Annotated in this window: 16 protein-coding genes; 5 read left to right on the forward strand and 11 right to left on the reverse strand. The window is 56.8% G+C overall.

All coding sequences use genetic code 11. From position 1 onward, the window contains the following. The first annotated feature begins 153 nt into the window (after window positions 1-153). Both uraD and E4T21_RS15820 read left to right on the forward strand, forming a co-directional pair. Window positions 154-678, forward strand: a complete 525-nt coding sequence (uraD, locus tag E4T21_RS15815; RefSeq protein ID WP_149285962.1) for a 2-oxo-4-hydroxy-4-carboxy-5-ureidoimidazoline decarboxylase — start codon at window positions 154-156, stop codon at window positions 676-678. 385 nt (window positions 679-1063) lie between these two features. After that, window positions 1064-1540 carry a PepSY domain-containing protein gene (locus E4T21_RS15820; protein WP_187775022.1) on the forward strand — a complete coding sequence of 159 codons (477 nt, stop codon included), beginning with the start codon at window positions 1064-1066 and terminating at the stop codon, window positions 1538-1540. A gap of 116 nt (window positions 1541-1656) precedes the next feature. Here the strand turns inward: E4T21_RS15820 and E4T21_RS15825 are convergent, their stop codons facing one another. Next, window positions 1657-2367 carry a glutathione S-transferase N-terminal domain-containing protein gene (locus tag E4T21_RS15825; RefSeq protein ID WP_149285964.1) on the reverse strand — a complete coding sequence of 237 codons (711 nt, stop codon included), beginning with the start codon at window positions 2365-2367 and terminating at the stop codon, window positions 1657-1659. A gap of 414 nt (window positions 2368-2781) precedes the next feature. Between E4T21_RS15825 and E4T21_RS15830 the strand changes: the two genes are divergently transcribed. Next, entirely contained in the window at window positions 2782-4485 is a 1704-nt protein-coding gene (locus tag E4T21_RS15830; protein ID WP_149285965.1) for an L-lactate permease, read from the forward strand. Between the two features lie 139 nt (window positions 4486-4624). On the opposite strand, the gene E4T21_RS15835 is transcribed toward E4T21_RS15830, so the two are convergent. After that, a complete protein-coding gene (locus E4T21_RS15835; RefSeq protein ID WP_149285966.1) occupies window positions 4625-5149 on the reverse strand; it encodes a gamma carbonic anhydrase family protein in 525 nt (174 codons plus the stop codon). Window positions 5150-5321: 172 nt separating this feature from the next. Next, entirely contained in the window at window positions 5322-6791 is a 1470-nt protein-coding gene (locus E4T21_RS15840) for an alanine/glycine:cation symporter family protein (protein ID WP_149285967.1), read from the reverse strand. 154 nt (window positions 6792-6945) lie between these two features. On the opposite strand from E4T21_RS15840, the gene E4T21_RS15845 reads away from it, so the two are divergent. After that, window positions 6946-7770: a helix-turn-helix domain-containing protein gene (locus E4T21_RS15845; RefSeq protein WP_149285968.1), complete on the forward strand. Its 825-nt coding sequence runs from the start codon at window positions 6946-6948 to the stop codon at window positions 7768-7770. 88 nt (window positions 7771-7858) lie between these two features. On the opposite strand, the gene E4T21_RS15850 is transcribed toward E4T21_RS15845, so the two are convergent. The 8 genes from E4T21_RS15850 to E4T21_RS15885 all read right to left on the reverse strand — a co-directional run bounded on the left by E4T21_RS15850 (window position 7859) and on the right by E4T21_RS15885 (window position 18081). Then, window positions 7859-10900: an FAD-binding and (Fe-S)-binding domain-containing protein gene (locus E4T21_RS15850; protein WP_149285969.1), complete on the reverse strand. Its 3042-nt coding sequence runs from the start codon at window positions 10898-10900 to the stop codon at window positions 7859-7861. Between the two features lie 11 nt (window positions 10901-10911). Then, window positions 10912-12126, reverse strand: coding sequence for a pyridoxal-phosphate-dependent aminotransferase family protein (locus E4T21_RS15855; RefSeq protein ID WP_149285970.1), 1215 nt, complete (start codon window positions 12124-12126; stop codon window positions 10912-10914). 211 nt (window positions 12127-12337) lie between these two features. Continuing rightward, window positions 12338-13525: a CaiB/BaiF CoA transferase family protein gene (locus E4T21_RS15860; protein WP_149285971.1), complete on the reverse strand. Its 1188-nt coding sequence runs from the start codon at window positions 13523-13525 to the stop codon at window positions 12338-12340. 26 nt (window positions 13526-13551) lie between these two features. Then, the gene (locus E4T21_RS15865; protein ID WP_149285972.1) at window positions 13552-14346 is read right to left on the reverse strand and encodes an enoyl-CoA hydratase/isomerase family protein; all 795 of its coding nucleotides are present in this window, start codon (window positions 14344-14346) and stop codon (window positions 13552-13554) included. Between the two features lie 67 nt (window positions 14347-14413). Beyond that, window positions 14414-15700 (reverse strand): TRAP transporter large permease, encoded by a 1287-nt coding sequence (locus E4T21_RS15870; protein ID WP_187775023.1) that lies wholly within the window; start codon window positions 15698-15700, stop codon window positions 14414-14416. A 15-nt stretch (window positions 15701-15715) separates the two neighbouring features. Then, on the reverse strand, window positions 15716-16294 hold the full coding sequence (locus E4T21_RS15875; RefSeq protein ID WP_240349183.1) for a TRAP transporter small permease: 579 nt from the start codon (window positions 16292-16294) through the stop codon (window positions 15716-15718). A gap of 82 nt (window positions 16295-16376) precedes the next feature. Beyond that, a complete protein-coding gene (locus E4T21_RS15880) occupies window positions 16377-17357 on the reverse strand; it encodes a TRAP transporter substrate-binding protein (RefSeq protein ID WP_149285973.1) in 981 nt (326 codons plus the stop codon). A 262-nt stretch (window positions 17358-17619) separates the two neighbouring features. Beyond that, the gene (locus tag E4T21_RS15885) at window positions 17620-18081 is read right to left on the reverse strand and encodes a GlcG/HbpS family heme-binding protein (RefSeq protein WP_149285974.1); all 462 of its coding nucleotides are present in this window, start codon (window positions 18079-18081) and stop codon (window positions 17620-17622) included. A 347-nt stretch (window positions 18082-18428) separates the two neighbouring features. Here E4T21_RS15885 and E4T21_RS15890 point away from each other — a divergent pair, with 347 nt between their 5' ends. Next, window positions 18429-19085 (forward strand): GntR family transcriptional regulator, encoded by a 657-nt coding sequence (locus E4T21_RS15890; RefSeq protein ID WP_149285975.1) that lies wholly within the window; start codon window positions 18429-18431, stop codon window positions 19083-19085. The last annotated feature ends 163 nt before the right edge of the window (window positions 19086-19248 follow it).

The following is a 19248-nucleotide window of genomic DNA, read 5'->3' on the forward strand; positions in this document are numbered from 1 at the left end:
ATGAACATCATTGCTTCAAATGATAGTACAGTTCAATACATTTTTTGTATACAGTTTTGCTGTACAATCCCTCGGACAACGCTCAACCTTGCGTATATAACATCTATAACTTCGTACAAGACCACACCTACACCTAGATTCTCAGGAGGTTGCATGGCCAAGTTGCTGCTCACTGATCGCCCCAGCCAGATGGACAAGGCTACCTTTGTGGCCACTTATGGAGACGTCTTCGAGCATTCCCCATGGGTGGCTGAAGAAGCCTACGACCGTGGCCTGAGCGAGGCTCATGATGAGCCCGGCATGCTCGCCGAACATATGGGCAAGGTACTCGAAGATGCCGATATCGAACGCCAGATGCAGGTCATTCGCGCCCACCCGGACCTCGCCGGCAAGGCAGCAGCTGCCGGGGAGCTGACAGACGACTCCACCCGGGAGCAGGCAGGTGCAGGGCTTGACCAGTGCACAGCGGACGAACTGGCCCGTTTTACCCACTTGAACGACGCCTACAAGGCGCGGTTCGGCTTTCCCTTCATCATGGCGGTGAAAGGAGGCAACCGACACGCCATTCTCGCTGCCTTCGAAGAGCGCTTGAACAACAGTATCGACCAGGAACGTGATGAAGCCGTCCTGCAGATCAACCGTATCGCCCGCTTCCGTCTGGAAGATCGCGCCCGTTGACCCTTTATTGATGCACCACAGAAAAGGCCAGTCGCAATCGCGGCTGGCCTTTTTGATTTATCTACCGATCACGAGAATATTTTTCGATGGAATACCATCTTCCTTTCTTCCTTTCTTCCTTTCTTCCTTTCTTCCTTTCTTCCTTTCTTCCTTTCTTCCTATATAGCTTCGTGCCTTCAAGCAACATAAAACATGCATGGCATACGTGCACATATCACCAGGAGTCTTGCCCGGGTGGATCAAGACCAACATGAATAAAAAATGAATTCCTGTGTCAGCTTACAGACAGACAGCTATTGTCATGATGGACCCACTCGCCAATGAATCTCACTGCACAAGTATGGACATTGGTGCATTAACATCATCAAAGACAGGAAGCGACAACATGAAAAAGACTCTGACTCTCGGCCTTGCCACTCTGACTCTGACCGGCGCTATGGCGACCACCGCTCTGGCTGATGACGGCGCTACTCGTGCGGACATTGATCGCATGCTGAAAAGTGCCCAGGACTATGGCTTCACTCACTTCGATGAATTTGGTGTCGATGACGGCGACCAGTTCGAAGTCGAGGGCTGGGGAGAGGATGGATCACGACTGGATGTCGATATGTCCATGAGCGATGGCAGCGTGTTGCGCGAACAGAAGAACCAGGGCGAAGTACCCGACTGGAGCCTGAGCAGCGATGAGGTCAGCAAGGCTCTGGACGGTGCTCAGAAAGCCGGCCTGGAACACATTGGCTCACTCGATGTCGACCGCATGGGCCAGATCGAGATCGAAGGTTACGACGCTAAGTTCCAGGAACTGGAGCTGCGCATGAACCGCGAGACCTTCGAAGTCATGGATGTACAGCAAGACGACTGATCTGATTCATGTGTCCTGACGACCTGGAAGCATGCAAGGATACCGCCGACTGGCGGTATCCTTGTTTTTTGGCGGCCACTTCACCTGCCGTTCTCTATTCGAGAGCCCTTGGCGGCTCAGCGATAGGCTCCCTCGACGTCCGTGATGCGCAATGCCTTGCGCCCCAGACCATCGTGCAAGTCCAGCATGCGCTCGATCCAGTCGTAGACAGGATCGGCATTGGACACCAGGTCAGCCGATGAAACACAGCGCGCCCACATGAAGAAACCAAACACCAGATAGTCGGCTCCCCCGGCGGATTTGCCATCAAGATACTCGTTATCCGTGAGTGCCCCACGCATGGGTTCCAGGGCGGTGTCCAACTGCGCCAGCCCCTTGGCAGGCGAATGAAACTCCTCGAGCGTACGACCGAAGCGCTTTTCCCGAGTGTCACGGAAATACTCGCGATCCTTCGGATGCACGGCATTGATCAGGTCCATGATCACGGTTTTCAAGATGGCCGGAGCCAGTAACCGTTCACCAAAATACTTGAAGAACCGGGCACGAGCCTCAGCTTCACCGGAACCTAGCAGCGCAGGCGTATCAGGATAGGCACGATCAAGGTATGCCATGATCTGATAGCTGTCGGTCACGACCTCATCGCCATCCACCAGCACTGGCACCTTGTCATAGTAGGCAAATTCCAGAGCGTCCTTGTCAGTGAAATGCCAAGGCCGGCACTCAACATCCAGCCCCTTGTGCGCCAAGGCCAGCTTGACTCGCCAACAGTAAGGGGAAAAACGCAGGTTCTCATCGATACCACAGAGGTCATACAAGACTCGATTCATAGTGTATCCCCGAATCCTCATTGGTCGGCTTGATATGCACTCGAGTGTGGCAGGCTTTGCCATGGCTCGCCAATACCACATTCCTCCTGTGGCTGACGATCAGAACACTGCCCTTTAGTCTAAGCTGTCTCGTAGATCACTCTTGTATCCATCTTTATGGACACCTTATAACCATTTGATTTTAAAATATTTAACAACAACTCTAGTGTCAAATCAGCATTCCGGATTTTGGTAAGACCAATTTTCCACAACTAGTCATCATCGCAAGGGCGTCTTATCTTGCGACCGTCCCCTATTGCGATGCATAGGCGACATCTGCGCAGCAACAATACCCATGCAGAAGCAGTCCCCCATGCAGAGACAACACCATGGTTCCGCATGGCGACCAACAATAACCAAGGAGACTCTCGTCTCATGATTGATACCACCCTTGCATTGCTCGCCTTCGTGCCCTTGGTACTGGCCGGTGTCTTGCTGATCGGATTTCGCATGGCAGCCAAGATGGCCATGCCGATCGTTTTCGTAGTCACTGCCCTTATCGCCCTATTCACCTGGGAAATGAGCTTTAACCGCGTTCTGGCCTCCACGCTGCAAGGATTGATTCTTACCGTTGCAATCCTGTGGATCATCTTCGGCGCAATCCTGCTGCTCAACACGCTGAAGCACTCGGGGGGCATCACCGCCATTCGCAATGGCTTCTCCGGCATCAGTCCCGATCGCCGTGTACAGGCCATCATCGTCGCCTGGCTGTTCGGTTGCTTTATCGAGGGCGCTTCAGGTTTCGGTACTCCCGCAGCGGTGGCAGCTCCGCTCATGGTCGCTCTCGGTTTCCCGGCTCTGGCAGCCGTCGTGGTCGGCATGATGATCCAATCCACTCCCGTGTCCTTCGGGGCAGTGGGCACCCCGATCGTGGTGGGCGTCAGCGGGGGCATCAACCAGGAAGCCATCACCGCTCAGCTGGAGGCTGGTGGCTCCTCCTGGCTGGAATATTTCCGCCTGATTGCCGGTGAGGTGGCGGTTACCCACGCCATTGTCGGCACGCTGATGCCTCTGATCATGGTCATCATCATGGTGCGCTTCTTCGGTGCCAACCGCTCATGGAAAGAAGGTCTTTCCATTACCCCTTTCGCCATCTTTGCCGGTATCTGCTTTGTGGTGCCCTATGCACTGGCGGGCGTACTGCTGGGACCCGAGTTCCCCTCGATGATCGGTGCCATGGTTGGCCTGGCCATTGTCGTACCAGCCGCTCGTCGAGGCTTCCTGATTCCCAAGGACACCTGGGATTTCGCCGAGAGTCAGTCCTGGCCTGCCGAGTGGCATGGAAAGTTCGATATCAAGCTGGATGAAGTGGCGGGCAAGCCTCCCATTTCCACCTTCATGGGCTGGCTGCCCTATGTGCTGCTCGCGGTCTTTCTGGTCGCTTCACGCACCATCGAACCGCTCAAGACCGCGCTGAACTCACTCAGCTTCGGCTGGAGCGACATCATGGGTGAAGCCGGGGTTTCCGGCAGCATTGAGCTGCTTTACCTGCCCGGCGGCATTCTGCTCATGGTCGTCCTGGTCACTGCCCTACTGCACCGTATGCGTGCCGGCGAACTCAAGGCCGCCTTCAGCGAATCCTCGAAGACATTGCTCGGTGCAGGCTTCGTATTGATCTTCACCATCCCCATGGTGCGTATCCTGATCAACTCTGGGGTCAACTCTGCTGACCTTGTCTCCATGCCGGTGGCCATGGCCCAGCTCGTTGCCAACAGCGTGGGCAACATATATCCCTTCTTTGCCCCGGCCGTCGGCGCCCTTGGAGCATTCATCGCCGGCTCCAACACGGTTTCCAACCTGATGCTGGCCGACTTCCAGTTCAATGTGGCTCAGACCTTAGGTATCTCCACCGCTTTCATGGTATCTCTGCAGGCAGTTGGCGCTGCCGCCGGCAACATGATCGCGATCCACAACGTGGTGGCCGCTTCTGCCACTGTCGGTCTACTAGGTCGCGAAGGGATCACGATTCGCAAGACGATCCTGCCGACCCTCTACTATCTGGTCTTCACCGGTGCTATCGGACTGATAGCCTTCTACGTACTCGGTATCAGCGATCCTCTGCTGAGACTTGGTAGCTAGGTCTTGGTAGCCAGGTCTTGGTAGCCAGGTCTTGGCAATCGAGTCTTGGCAACTGATGTCTGACAAACGAAATTCACCACCACCCCAGCCATCTGGGGTGGTGTCGTCTCGGGCTGACAGTGCACTGTCAAGACAGCATCTAGCCTATTCGGGCTAGTTGCGTACGATGCAAGCGAGCCTTCTTCACATACCCCTCGGCGTTGGCCTGGAGCTCTGCCACAGCTTTTTCATCGAGCTGACGGATGACCTTGGCGGGCGCACCGACAATCAGGCTATTCTCAGGAAACTCTGCGTTTTCCTTGACCACGGCACCGGCTGCTACCAGGCAGTTCCTGCCAATCACCGCACCATTGAGTATCACGGCCTGGATACCGATCAACGAGCCATCGCCAATGGTACAACCGTGCAACATGGCCTGATGTCCCACCGTAACCCCCTCGCCCACAACCAGAGGTGTGCCAGGATCGGCATGCAGTACAGCACCATCCTGAATGTTACTGCCTCGCCCCACCTCCAGCGAATCGGTATCTCCACGTAAAACGGCCTGGTACCAGATACTGGCATCCTCAAAGATGCGTACCTGGCCGATCACTTCTGCGCTTTCGGCGACATAAGCACTGCGATGAATCTGGGGGGAATGATTTCCCAAGCGATAGATGGCCATGTGTCCTCCCGACAACATTTTCCTCTGCTGACACAATTACCGAGTCCGGTTCTTGTTCTCCTACCGTCAGGCTAGACGATAGACCTTTTATCGTGCGAACGAAAAAGCCGTACCCATCCATCAAGAATAGGTACGGCATAATGTTGAAAGCTGGGATTATCTGTCTATAGGATCAGCTACTGCGAGCGGGAGAGCTGTCTGGCAGGTCCTGCAAGCGCTCCATGTCCTCCGGTTCCAGCTCCCATGCTTTAGCATCCAGATCAAGTTCGGGATGCTGCCGAACATCGAAGACTGGCCGCTTGATGCCTTTGCGGAACTGATCATCGAAATCCTTGAGAATACGCAGGCCAGGCTTGAACAACAGAATCAAGGCGATCAGGTTGACCACTGCCAGCATCCCCATGGTGACATCGGCAAAGCCAAACACAGTGCCCAGATCCGTGGTGGCGCCCCAGCACACCAGCAGCACGATGGCGATACGGAAGCCATTGAACAGTTTCTGGTTATCACGCGAGAAGAAGTGGAGGCTGTTCTCACCGAGATAGTAGTTGTAGAGGATGGTGCTGAAGGCAAACAACAGCAACGCCAGGCTGACGAAGGTCCGGCCCCACTCTCCGACATGATCTGCCAGCGCCGCCTGTGTCAGGGCAATGCCCTCTACATTGCCGCTGGCACCAGGAATATAGGCATCGCTGAGCAGGATCAGGAAAGCAGTTGCCGAGCAGATGATCACGGTATCGATGAACACGGAAAACGCCTGAACAATCCCTTGGTTGGCGGGATGCGGTACATAAGCCACAGCAGCCACATTCGGGGCGCTACCAAGACCGGCTTCGTTGGAGAACAAGCCACGCTTGAGCCCCATCATGATGGCGGCACCAATGCCGCCACCCACGGCCGGTTCGAGGCCAAATGCACTCTTGACGATAAGCACAAACATCTCGGGGACGCGATCAATGTTCATGCCCACGATGATCACGGTGATCAGCAGATACCCCACCGCCATGACCGGCACCAGGACTTCAGAAATACGTGCAATGCGCTTGATGCCGCCAAAGATGATCAAGCCAACCACGATGGCCAGGGCAATCCCGCTATAGAGCACAGGAACACCAAAGGCATCGCCAAAGGAAGTTGCCACGGAATAGGACTGTAGAGCGGTGAAGGCAAAACCGAAAGTGATCAGCAGCAGTACGGAATAGAAGCCTGCCAGCCACCCCCAGCCCTTGCCCAGGCCTTTGACAATGTAATAGGCCGGGCCGCCACGATAGGAACCATCGCCTTCGGCCTGCTTGAAGGTCTGGGCCAGGGTGCACTCTAGGAAGCTGGTCGCCATGCCCATCAGGCCTACCAGCCACATCCAGAAAATGGCACCAGGTCCACCCAGGGTAATGGCTACCGCGACGCCGGCGATGTTACCGCCGCCCACACGCCCAGCAACGGACAGCACCAACGCCTGGAAAGAACTTAAATGTCCGTGCTTGTCGCGCTTGAAGGCTTCTCCCGCGCCAAGAATGCGGAACATGCGGCCGAAGTAGCGAAACTGAACAAAACGTGAGGCAATGGTGAAACCGATCCCCACCGCCACCAGCAGCACCAGGAGGACCTTGCCCCAGAGGAGGTCATTCAGAAAATCCAACATTGAAAATCTCCACTGTTCTTATGTTTGGAGTATTGAGAGTGTGAGACGATTGAAACAGCCGCAGGAATAAAGCGAACTTGGCGGAACGTTGCACTCCTGCGCACTAACCGCCAAAGTAACTGCACCAGACTGCATCACCCTCCAGGACACCTCCATGCACGACGACTTTGTGGCTAATCTGCATCTACTGTGCAGCTATTACCCATCTATTGCTGAAATATGTCGCCGCTTGCCGATGAACCGGACACAGTTCAATCGTTACTTGAGCGGACGTTACCGCCCACGGCATATGGCCATGCGCAGAATCTGTGCATTCTTTGGTGTGGAAGAACATGAGCTGTATCTGCCCCAGGCAGATTTCTGCAACCTGGTGCAGATGGGAAGGATCGCAGTCAGCCAGCAGTCCTCGGACAGCGAGTTACTCACAGGCAGCATTGGCTGGCCGGATGAACTGGTGTTGCGCGGCAAGCAGGGCATGACGCACTACCTGGGATATTACTTCGAGTATTACTACTCCATGGCCCGGCCGGGCATGATCATCCGTACCCTGGTCTGCCTTGAATCGAGAGATAACGGGATCGTTTATCAACGTACGGAACGCACGCAGCGTTCCTCTCAACCCCGTCCATGCCACAACCGCTATACGGGGGTAGCCGTCAAGCTGGGTGAGCGCATCTTTCTGGTCGACCACGAAACCCTCAATGGCCACGAAATCACCCAGACCATCCTTTTCCCCAGCTACCAGAGCCAGGTGACACGGCTGACGGGACTCCGGCTTGGCGTAGCGGACAACAGCGAGCGCATGCCCTGCTGCGTTCGGGTCCTTTATCAACGCCTCGACGAGCAGACCACACTGCGTCAGGCACTGACGCAGTGTGGGTGGCTATCTGCCGATGCCCCAGAGCTGGATGACGAGCTCCTGCAAGCCATCCGCAATGATGTAGCACCCGGGGAATACCATTTCAGAGCCCGGCATTAATTCCATATTCATCAGTTCCATATCCATCGAAGCTCAATGGCACTCTCCAGCCTCCAGTGCTGGCGTTTCCTGCGCCTCACCAACGATCTCATGCCAGTGCCTGGGCCAGGACCCTTGCCACATGCAGCGCTTCTCGCTCAGCGCCATCGCGAATCTGGTGTCGGCAACTGGTGCCATCCGCCACGATCAAGGCATCGCCTGCCTCGCGCACCGCAGGCAGCAGCGCCGCTTCGGCCATCTTTATCGAAGCATCATAATGCTCGCGCTCATAACCGAAACTTCCCGCCATGCCGCAACAGGATGAATTGATGGTTTCCACCTCGAGCCCTGGAATCCAGCTCAGCACTTTTTCTACTGGCCGAACCGCATCAAAAGCCTTCTGATGGCAATGCCCGTGCAGCAATACCCTGGACTGAGGCAATGAATTGAGCGCCAGCGTCAGATGCCCCGCTTCCTGCTCGCGGACCAGAAACTCCTCGAACAGTAGACAGGCTTCCGCGAGTTTCTGCGCTGCCTCCTCCATGCCATAACCGAGAAACTCATCGCGCATGGTCAGCAGGCAGGACGGCTCAAGCCCTACAATGGCAACTCCTCGCTCGACATAGGGAATGAGGGTTTCCAGAGTGCGCTTGGCCTCGGCACGAGCACGCTCCACCTGACCAGCAGCCAAGTAGGTGCGGCCGCAGCACAGTGGACGCTTGTCAGGTCCTTTGGAAAACACGACACGATAACCTGCCGCTTCCAGAACGCGATGCGCTGCTTCAGCGTTACTGCCTTCCATATAATTGTTGAAGGTATCGACGAACAGCACGACTTCCCGCTGGCCTGCCTCGGCGCTGGCAGCACACGACCTGACCCGTTGCAGATAGTTGTCGGTGACCAGTGGCAGTGCTCGCTGCTCCGCCAGCCCAAGTCCCCGTTTGATGGTGCCTGCCAGCCACGGCAGACGTTCAATCACCTTCGTCACTGGAGCGAGATGCTTGAGCGTTGGCGCCAGACGCGGCAGTTCGGCAATCAGCCTTTCACGCAATGCCACACCATCACGCGCTACCCGGGCAGCACGCGCCTCAATCTTGATCCGTGCCATATCCACACCAGTCGGGCAATCACGTTTGCAGCCCTTGCAGGATACGCAGAGATCCAATGCTTCCTTGACCTCGTCACTGGCCAGTCCTTCACGCCCCAGTTGCCCCGACAGTACCAGACGCAGGGTATTGGCACGCCCACGGGTCAGGTGTTGTTCATCACGAGTGATGCGATAGCTGGGACACATGGTTCCCGCATCGAACTTGCGACAATGGCCATTGTTGTTGCACATCTCCACGGCACTGGCGAGACCGCCGGTGACATCTCTGCCAGTACCCGGGGCGCTCTGCTCGCCAGTCAACGGATCACGAGTCACATTCCAGGGTGACCAATCCAGCACCGGGGTCAGCGGAATGGTCTGGTATGTCGGCGGGAAGCGGAACAGGTGCTCGTCGTCCATTTTCGGCGTATCGACGATCTTGCCGGGGTTCATCAGATTACCGGGATCGAACAGTCCCTTGATCTCACGGAAGGCATCATTGATGGCATCACCGAACTGCCAGGCCACCCACTCTCCACGGCAGATGCCATCGCCATGCTCGCCGGAATAGGCGCCCTTGTAGTCACGCACCAGGGCCGCAGCCTCTTCGGCAATGGCACGCATCTTCGCAGCACCACCGTGGCGCAGATCGAGAATCGGACGTACATGCAAGGTGCCGACGCTGGCATGAGCATACCAGGTGCCTTCCGTACCATGACGATGGAAGACATCAGTCAGGCGCTCGGTATATTCAGCGAGATGCTCCAGCGGTACTGCACAGTCTTCGATGAAGGACACTGGTTTACCATCGCCCTTCATGCTCATCATGATGTTGAGCCCAGCCTTGCGCACATCCCACAGTGCCTTCTGGGCCTTGGCATCCGGCATGTCCACCACCGAGCCAGGCAAGCCCAGGTCGGCCATCAGCTCGCTGAGTCGTTCCAGTTGCTCAAGCAACTGATCACGATTCGTGCCGGAAAACTCCACCAGCAGCACTGCGGCGGGACTACCGATCAGTGCCGTCTCGATCACCGGGCGGAAAGCCGGGTTCTCCATAGCCAGCTCGATCATGGTGTGATCGACCAGTTCCACCGCTGTAGGCGCCAGGGGGACGATGTGCTGTGTCATGTCCATGGCCTGGTAGAAGGTCGGGAAATTCACCACCCCCAGAACCTTGTGCTCAGGCAACGGTGAAAGCTTCAGCTTGAGGCGGCGGGTGACCGCCAGGCTGCCTTCCGACCCGACCAGCAGATGAGCCAGGTTGGCCCGGCCATCCAGATCATAGGGTAACGGATTCTGGCAATCGAAGATGTCGAGGTTATAGCCCGCGACCCGGCGCATGACCTTGGGGAAGTGCTCGCGAATGCGCTGCTGCTCGCGCCCGGCGATCCGCCGCACGGCCTCGGCCAGTTGCATCTCGCGTGAACCTGGAGCCAGCTCATCGACAAAGCTGAAGCTGGCCTGGTAACCATCGGCCAGCAGTGCATCGATACCCAGCACGTTATGCACCATGTTGCCGTAATGAATCGAGCGCGAACCGCAGGAGTTGTTACCCGCCATGCCCCCCAAGGTGCACTGGGCGGCAGTCGACACATCCACGGGATACCAGAGGCCGTGCGGCTTGAGCCAGGCATTGAGGTGATCAAGGACGACGCCCGGCTCGACCACTACCGTTCGCGCTTCGGGGTCGAATTCGACCACCTGGTTGAGCCAACGGCTAGCATCGATGATCAATGCTTCTCCCACGGTCTGACCACATTGACTGGTACCTCCCCCTCGCGCCAGCATCGGCACGCCAGCATCACGAGCGATATCGACAGCCAGTTCCAGATCGCGCTGGTGGCGGGGGATCACCACGCCAACCGGCGTTATCTGATAGATCGACGCATCGGTCGAGTAGCGCCCACGAGACGCATTGTCGAACAGCACGTCACCTTCAAGCTCCTTGCGCAGACGTGCCGCCAGCTCGGTGACGGGTGGCACTTTCGCATTGCGACTGCCACCGGCATCACGACCGGCGGCATCTCGGAGGACCGGCTTTGCTGGGGAGGTAAAGGCAGTCATAGTTCACCTCCTCAAGAATCACTGGCATGAGCGGGAGCGTTCTCGGCGAAATAGTGCATGGCAGCCTCCACACCGCTACCGGCCAGAGAGATGCCGGACAGCTTCATGCCCATCTCACAGCCTGCCAACGTCGCCATCAGCGTCAGATCGTTGCAATCTCCCAGATGGCCGATACGGAACATGCGTCCACGCGCTTTGCCCAGCCCCATGCCCAGCGACAGATCAAAGCGCCGATAGATCAGATTGCGCACGGCATCGGCATCAACGCCTTCCGGCATGACCACCCCTGTCAGCACCGGAGAGTACACCTCTGGATCCTGACACTGGATCTCCAGTCCCCAGGCATTGACGGCCGCTCGCACTCCAGCAGCCCAACGCTGATGGCGAGCAAAGACATTGTCGAGTCCCTCCTCGAGCAGCATGTCGAGCGCCTCATTGAGGCCATAGAGCAGATTGGTGCTGGGCGTATAGGGCCAGTATCCGGTTCGGTTGGCTTCGAGTATTTCATCCCAGGCCCAGAAGCTCTTCGGCAGCCCGGCCTTCAAACTGACCTCAATGGCCTTGTCCGACAGCGCATTGAAGCTGATGCCCGGAGGCAACATCAGGCCCTTCTGCGAGCCCGAGATCGTGACATCGACACCCCACTCGTCATGACGATAGTCGGCACTGGCCAGTCCGGAGATGGTATCGACCATCAACAGTGCTGGGTGCCCGACAGCATCCATGGCACGACGCACTGCCGCGATATCGCTGGTAACCCCCGTGGATGTCTCGTTGTGCACGACACACACCGCCTTGATGCGATGGTCACTGTCCTCGCGCAGCCTAGCCTCGATCATGTCGGCCTGAACGCCGCACCGCCAGCCCTCACTACCGGGTAACCCGATAAATTCAGGCTCCAGCCCCAGGCGACGCGCCATCTTCTGCCACAGGGTGGCAAAGTGCCCCGTCTCATACATCAATACCGTATCACCCGCCGACAGAGTATTGGCCAATGCCGCTTCCCAGGCTCCTGTCCCCGAGGCTGGATAGACGATCACCGGGCCCTGTGTCTTGAACACTTGACGTGTCTTATCGAGCAGCTCAAGGCCAAGCGCGCCGAACTCCGGCCCGCGGTGATCAATGGTCGGCAGGCTCATGGCGCGCAGGATGCGATCCGGAACCGGAGACGGACCAGGAATCTGCAGGAAGTGACGGCCGGATGGATGGAAATCGAGTTTAAGCATGTCATTGTCCTCGCCAGTGCCACGCAGGCACTCCTGTCGTGGAGGTGCTCTTGTCGTGGGGGCTCTTGTCGTGAAAGCACTGTTGTCATGAAAGAGCGGTTGTCATGAAAGAGCGGTTGTCAGAAAGACCAGCCATCATGAGTGAGCTGAGATCATGAAAGCCTTTTTGTAATTATGAATTCACATGAGCAGAAAAAAATTTCCGCCATCTTCAACACACCCCGCCCTGTCTGCGTAGCTCATCAATCTCCTCATCAGACATGCCAAGGCCCTGCAACACCTCGTCGGTATGTTGGGCCAACAGCGGAGCCGGCATGCGAATTTCCAGCGGTGTCGCCGAGAATTTGGTCGGGAAGCCAATGGTCTTCATGCGCCCCATCACGGGGTGATCCATCTCCTGCACCATACCCCGGGCCAGATAGTGCTCATCATGCATGGCCTGGTCGAAATCATTGATCGGTCCGGCGGGGACACCGGCCTGGTCACAACGCTGCAGCCAGAACGCACGATCATGACCGGCCAGGATCCCCTCCAGCACTTCCTCGAGAGCTTCGACATTGGCACCGCGATCCAGATTGGTCAGAAAACGGGGATCTTCCAGCAGATCCGAGCGCTCGATCACCTCGGCACAGAACCGCTCCCAGGTACGCTGGTTGGCACAACCCAGCACCATGTAGCCATCGCGCACCCGCATCGCCTGATAAGGCGCAGAAACCCGATGACGCCAGCCGGTCGCGGAAGGCACGCGCCCTTCAGAGAAATAGGCAGCGGCTTCCCAGGTGAACCAGGGCAGACCACATTCCGCGATGGACACATCTAGATGCTGCCCCTCTCCCGTCTTCTGACGATGGATATAGGCCGCCAGTATCGAGTAGATGGCGGTGATGCCCGCACCGATGTCATATACCGCAACCCCCGTCTTCAACGGACGCAGCCCCGGTTCGCCGGTCATCGACATCAAACCGCTCAAGCCTTGTGCCACCAGATCGAACCCACCCTTGTGGTGATAGGGACCCGTCTGCCCATAGCCTGAAATCGAGCAGTAGATAATGGCGGGGTTGAGCTTCCTCAGGCTCTCATAGTCGATCCCCAGAGAACGCGTCACACCAGGACGGTAGTTCTCCACCACTACATCGGCCTCACGAGCCAGGCGATAGAAGATCTCACGCCCGCTCTCGTTCTTGAGATTGAGTGAAATGCTCTTCTTGTTACGGTTGATCTGTGCAAAACAGGTCGATTCATCATTCACGTATGGGCCCATCTGACGGCTGTCATCGCCGCCATTGGCCTTCTCGACCTTGATCACCTCAGCGCCCATGTCACCAAGGACCATCGTGCAGTAAGGGCCTGCCATGATCTGAGAGACGTCGAGGACCTTGATGCCTTCAAGTGGCAGCATGTAAATCTCCTTGCCGAAGTTCGGCGTCAGCGCCCTTTCCAGGAGAAAGGCGTCTTGTTGACAAACTTGTTCACCGCAGCCCTGAAGTCTTCGCTGGTATAACAGGTGGTGATCCAGTCATCGCTGCCATCGTGCGGTGCACGCTTCTCGTCCAGCACACGCTGGATGACCTGCTTGGCAGCCTTCACGGTCAAAGGCGCACGTTGCTTGAATGCGGTAGCACGCTCAGCCACCAGTGCCTCGATCTCTTCGGCAGGCACGACCTCGGCCACCAATCCGGCAGATAACGCTTCATTCGCCCTGATCAACTCACCGGCCATCATCACTTGCTTGGCACGGGCCACGCCGGCGTGTTCCACCAGCCTCGCTACATTGGTAATCGACAGGCAGTTGCCGAGGGTTCGTGCGATAGGGATGCCGAACTTCAGCGAAGGTGTGGCATAACGGAAATCACAGGCCAGCGCGATGGCGGCGCCACCTCCGACACAGAAGCCTTCCAGAAGCGCCAGTGTCGGAAGCGGCAACCGCTCTACCCGGCTCACCAGTTGATCGATGCGCCGCTCATAGGCGATGGCGTCGTCTCCACTGGAGAAATGGGCAAACTGCTTGATGTCGGTGCCAGCGACAAAGGCTTCTCCTCCCGCTCCTCGCATCACTACCGCCACGATGTCAGGGTCCTGCTCGATCGCTTTGCAGTGCGCCTCGAGCTGGTCATACATGTGCCAAGTCATGGCATTGCGGCTGGACTCCCGGTCGAAGGTCAGCCAGGCAATGCCTTTCTCGACCCGGTAGTGAACCTGGCCTTGATCGTTGTCACTCACGACGCTCTCTCCTTTTCGCTTTCATGCCTTGCATCCTCATGTCTTGCTTCATTCGCCTGTACGGCGATCAGCCACCGTAGATCAGGTTGACCAATGCCAGAGCCACAGCGGGCACATAGGTGTTGATCAACAAGATCAGGAACAACACAGCGAGGAACCACAGATTGGTTCGTGTCGTGGCCCAGATATCGGCCTTGGCGATAGAACATGCCGCGATCAAGACACTGGCCACCGGAGGAGTCTGCTGACCAATGGCCAGATTCAGGGTAACGATCAGGCCAAAATGCAGCGGATCAATGCCCACCGCGGTGACCAATGGCAGCACAATCGGTACCACCAGAATGATGGCCGCAGCGGAATGCAGGAAGATGCCCAGGATCAGGAAGACAATGTTGAGCAGCGCCAGCACGACGTATTTGTTACTGGTCATGTCGGCAATCGAATTGGCCAATGCCTGGGGTAGCTGAGTCTCGGTCAAGTAATGGCCGACGACCGCCGAACTGGCAACCAGCAGCATCACCACTGCCGTCTGCACCCCGGCGTCGAGACAGGCTTTGTAGAAGTTCTTGAGAGAGAACTCGCGATACACCACGGCACTGATGAAGATCGCCACGATCACCGCCAGGGCCGCACCTTCCGTGGCGGTCACGATGCCACCGAAAATACCACCGAGAATGATCACAGGAATCAATAACGCCCAGGCAGCGCCCTTGAAGGCCTTCCACAGACGCCCCGCATTAAAGCGTTCTTCTGCAGGAAGGTTGTAGCGCCGTGCCAGGAAGTAGCACATCACTGCCAGGCCAATGGCACCGAGCAGGCCCGGGAAGATACCGGCGACAAACATCTTGACCACCGACTCTCCCGACATCACCGCATAGAGGATCATCGGAATGGAAGGAGGCAGGATAATCGCCAGACTCGCCGCTGATGATGAGATGGCAGCGGCAAATTCCTTCGAATACCCTTTGCTGCGCATGGCCGGGATCAACAGACTGCCGATGGCCGACACTCCCGCCACGGCCGAACCGGAAATCTCGGCAAAGAAGATCGAAGCCCCGATGGTCACCATGGCCAGGCCACCCTTGACGAACCCCACAAGAGCAGAGGCCAGCTCGATCAAGCGCCGCGAGATACTCGAGGCGTTCATGATCGCCCCGGCAAGAATGAACAGCGGAATGGCAATCAATGGAAAGTTGGTGGCGCCGTCAAACATCACCATACCGATATTTGGCAAGGCATAGATGCCATAACTGACCACTGTGGCCAGTGCCCCGACTATGCCAAGCGCAACCGCCACCGGCACATTCATCAATATCAGCCCGATCAGGCCGACGAACATGGAAGCTATCATCATGGTTCGTTCTCCTGTTCAGCTGGGCTGACGGGACATGGAGGATGTGTCAGGGTGACGGGCATCGGCTGCAGGATTCATCGGGATACCCGCCTCTTCCAGCTCGTGATCAATGAATCCGGCCCCACGGGCGCTTTCGATCACCTCAGGCAAGCGCAACAGCTGGGCGATGATGAACAATGCCGAACCGATCGGGATCACCGACTGGGTAATCTGCAATGAGACGCTGGTCAGGCTGACCATGGTCGACCCTTCGAGAATCTGCACGACCTGATAGCCCGTAATGCCGAGCAGGACAAAGAAGCCGATGGTGCACAGCTCTCCCAGCAGAGCGACCGGAAGACGAATGGATGGCGGCGCCATGTTGATCACGCTTGGGCAGGCAATATGCGCCCCCTTGATGGCAGCCAGTGCTGCACCGTAGTAGGTCAGCCAGGCCAGACACACAGAGGCCAGCTCGTCGTACCAACTGAAGGGCGACCCCAGCAGGCGCGACAGAAATCCCACGGAAATAATCAGTGTCAGCGCCAGCACATTGAGAAAGACGATGACTTCGAGCATACGTTGGTAAGCTCTGGATAATGACTTGAGAGACACGGCGTGAACCTCCCGAAGGGATATTCGCCTCCTATGGCGTGGCCACTGCTGGAGGCTGGTTGAGGAGGACAGTCAACGATTGTTATGGGCGCAGCGCTTCAATCTGGTCGAGCAGCTGCTGACCGCCTTCCACTTCGGCGGAGAACTTCTCGTAGATAGGCGCTGAACCTTCAATAAATGCTTGAGTATCAACCTCGTTGATTTCCATGCCCGCGGCTTCGAATTCCGACAGCAGGCTGTCATCCAGAGACTTGCCCTGCTCAAGCGCATAGTCCTCGACTTCCCTTGCCGTCTGCTCCAGCACTTCTTGCACATGCTCAGGCAGGCGATCCCAGCTTGCGCCCGCAATCACATAGGCAGGGGTGTAGACGTGGTTGGACAGCGACAGGTAGTCCTGCACCTCCTGGAAGCGCTGGGAAAAGATCTGGACCAGCGGATTTTCCTGTCCATCCATGGCGCCAGTCTGCAGGGCCACGAAGGCTTCGGACAGAGCCATTGGAGCCGGATTGGCGCCATAACTCTTGAACATCTCGACCCGCCAGATGCCATTTGGAGTGCGCAGCTTGATACCCTTTAGATCATCTGGCTTCACGATGGGACGCACATTGTTGGTGATCTGGCGGAAACCGTTTTCCCAGATACCGATCAGGTGATAACGCTTTTCCTCTGCCGCCTGACCAAGCACATCGCGGAGAACGTCATCCCGCACCTTGCGAAAATGGTCGCGATTCTCGATCAAGTAAGGCATCTCGAACACCGAAAACTCCGGTGCCACGCTAGACATGACCGATGACGGCAAGGCCATGTCGATGGTGCCCAGCTTCAGCTTGCTGAGCATCTGAGAGTCGTTACCCAACTGACTTGAGCCATAGATCACGACGTTGGCCTCACCCTCGAGGCGCTCGTTGGCAAGCCGCGCAAACTCCTTGGTAGTGATCTCGAATAACGAACCTGGGCCACCTACATGGCCGAACTTGATTTCAATCTCATTGGCCTGGGCGCTGCCGGCACCCAATACCAGTACTGATGCCGCCAGAACAAGAACACGCTTCAGCTGTTTCATCTCGGTTCTCCGGAGCCTTGTTGTTGTGAATCGTTGTTGTGAATCGTTGCGAATGGTCGATACCACACTGACGATCGGCTCTTGGAATATGGATACATAATTCAAAATTAGGTATTATACTTTTGTCGCCGAGCCTGGCGTAAAAAATCCAGTTTTTACTTTTATTTTCATATGGATACGGACCTTCCGGCATAAATCGGCACATGAACAAGAATCAAAAAAAGGGCCTCAGGCCCTTTGGTGATCCCTTCCACTCAGCTATTCAGTCAGGTGCCAGCCCCACCTTCCAGCGCAGGGATTCAATGCCGTGTGACGCGACTTGCTGGTCCTCATCGGAAGAGGCGCCGCTGACGCCAACCGCACCGATCACACAGTCATCACTGTCGAGAACCAGTACCCCACCAGCAACCGGCACGAAGCATCCCTCCGCGGCAGCGGCCACGCTGGCGAGAAATGCTGGGCGTTCCGCATTACGTGCTCCAATGGTGCCGCTGGAAATGCCCATCCCCAGCGCCGCATTGGCCTTGCCAAGCGCCACCGCATAGCGCAATGCGCTGCAGCCATCTTCTCGCTCAGCTACCACCACGTTACCTCCTGCATCCAGAACGACCATCGTCAAGGGCGGCAGGGCCTGCTCACGAGCAAAGGACAACCCCGCGTCAATCAGCGCCCTGACCTGGCGACGCTCCAGCATCACTTTTGCCATATAAACTTGTCCGGCCATACGTGTTCTCCTGGCAGTCTGTACATGATTGTTGTGCTTAGTCGTTGTGGCTGGCATGCAGGCAGACCCGTGGTAGAAAAAGCGGATTGGCCTGAATGCATTTTGAATTCATAATACCTAAAGACTGATGACGTCAAGCCTGCCTATCAGGAGACTTCAGCCAGTGCATTGCCCGGCACGCATGTCTTGATATGCCTGCTGTGAAGTACACGCATTTCTATGCATGACGAGCTATGCATGACGAGGATGACACGGCGTTACCTCTGCGAAGGCCGTATTGTCCGGTACGGCAACATGCGGCAAGGTAACGTGACGGCGTGGAACTGCCATGACTCAGGGAATATGAAATGGAAAAAATTCAGCCGCGCAGCCTGTATCTGGAAGTGGCCGACAGGATCCGCGACCTGATCGAACGGGGAACGCTGCTTCCCGGCGAGAAAATCGCCGAGAAGCAGCTCTGCGAAAGCTTTGGCGTCTCAAGAACTCCACTACGCGAAGCCCTCAAGGTACTGACCTCAGAGGGGCTGGTGGAAAACCTGCCCAATCGCGGCTCACGGGTTGTGCGTCTGACTCGCACTGGCGTACAGAATACCTACGACGTCATGGGAGCTCTGGAAGGACTGTCCGGAGAACTGGCCTGCCCTAATATCACCGATGCAGAGCTTGCCAGAGTACGCAAGCTCCACCAGCGCATGCTCGAGTTTTATCGGCGCAAGGAAATCAAGCCGTACTTTGAGATCAACCAGCAGATCCACGAAGCCATTCTCGCCGCCTCGCACAATGACGTACTTATCGAGATGTACAACAATCTCAGCCAACGCGTTAAACGCGTTCGCTACAGTGTGGAAATGGGCGAGGACAACTGGACTCAGGCTGTCAGTGATCACGAGGCTATGCTCGAGGCTCTGGAAGCCCGGGACGGTCCCCGGCTTGGTGCCATCCTGCGCCAGCATCTGCGTCACAAACTGGAAGTGGCAGAGGTGTCAGGCATCATCGACGCCTAGTGCCGTTCTATAACACAGCATGACAGCGCCGGTAGGCGCTGTCCCCTTCCTTTGGCATGCCTGGCCAACTCCTGATCGGCGTCTTACCGCTGGAAAATTAATTTTCCATGCAGGCCTCACAACGTTGGCAAAGCTGATACATTGGAAATAATTTCCACAACAA

Origin of the sequence: Halomonas binhaiensis, assembly GCF_008329985.2 — a bacterium.
Classification (GTDB): domain Bacteria; phylum Pseudomonadota; class Gammaproteobacteria; order Pseudomonadales; family Halomonadaceae; genus Halomonas; species Halomonas binhaiensis.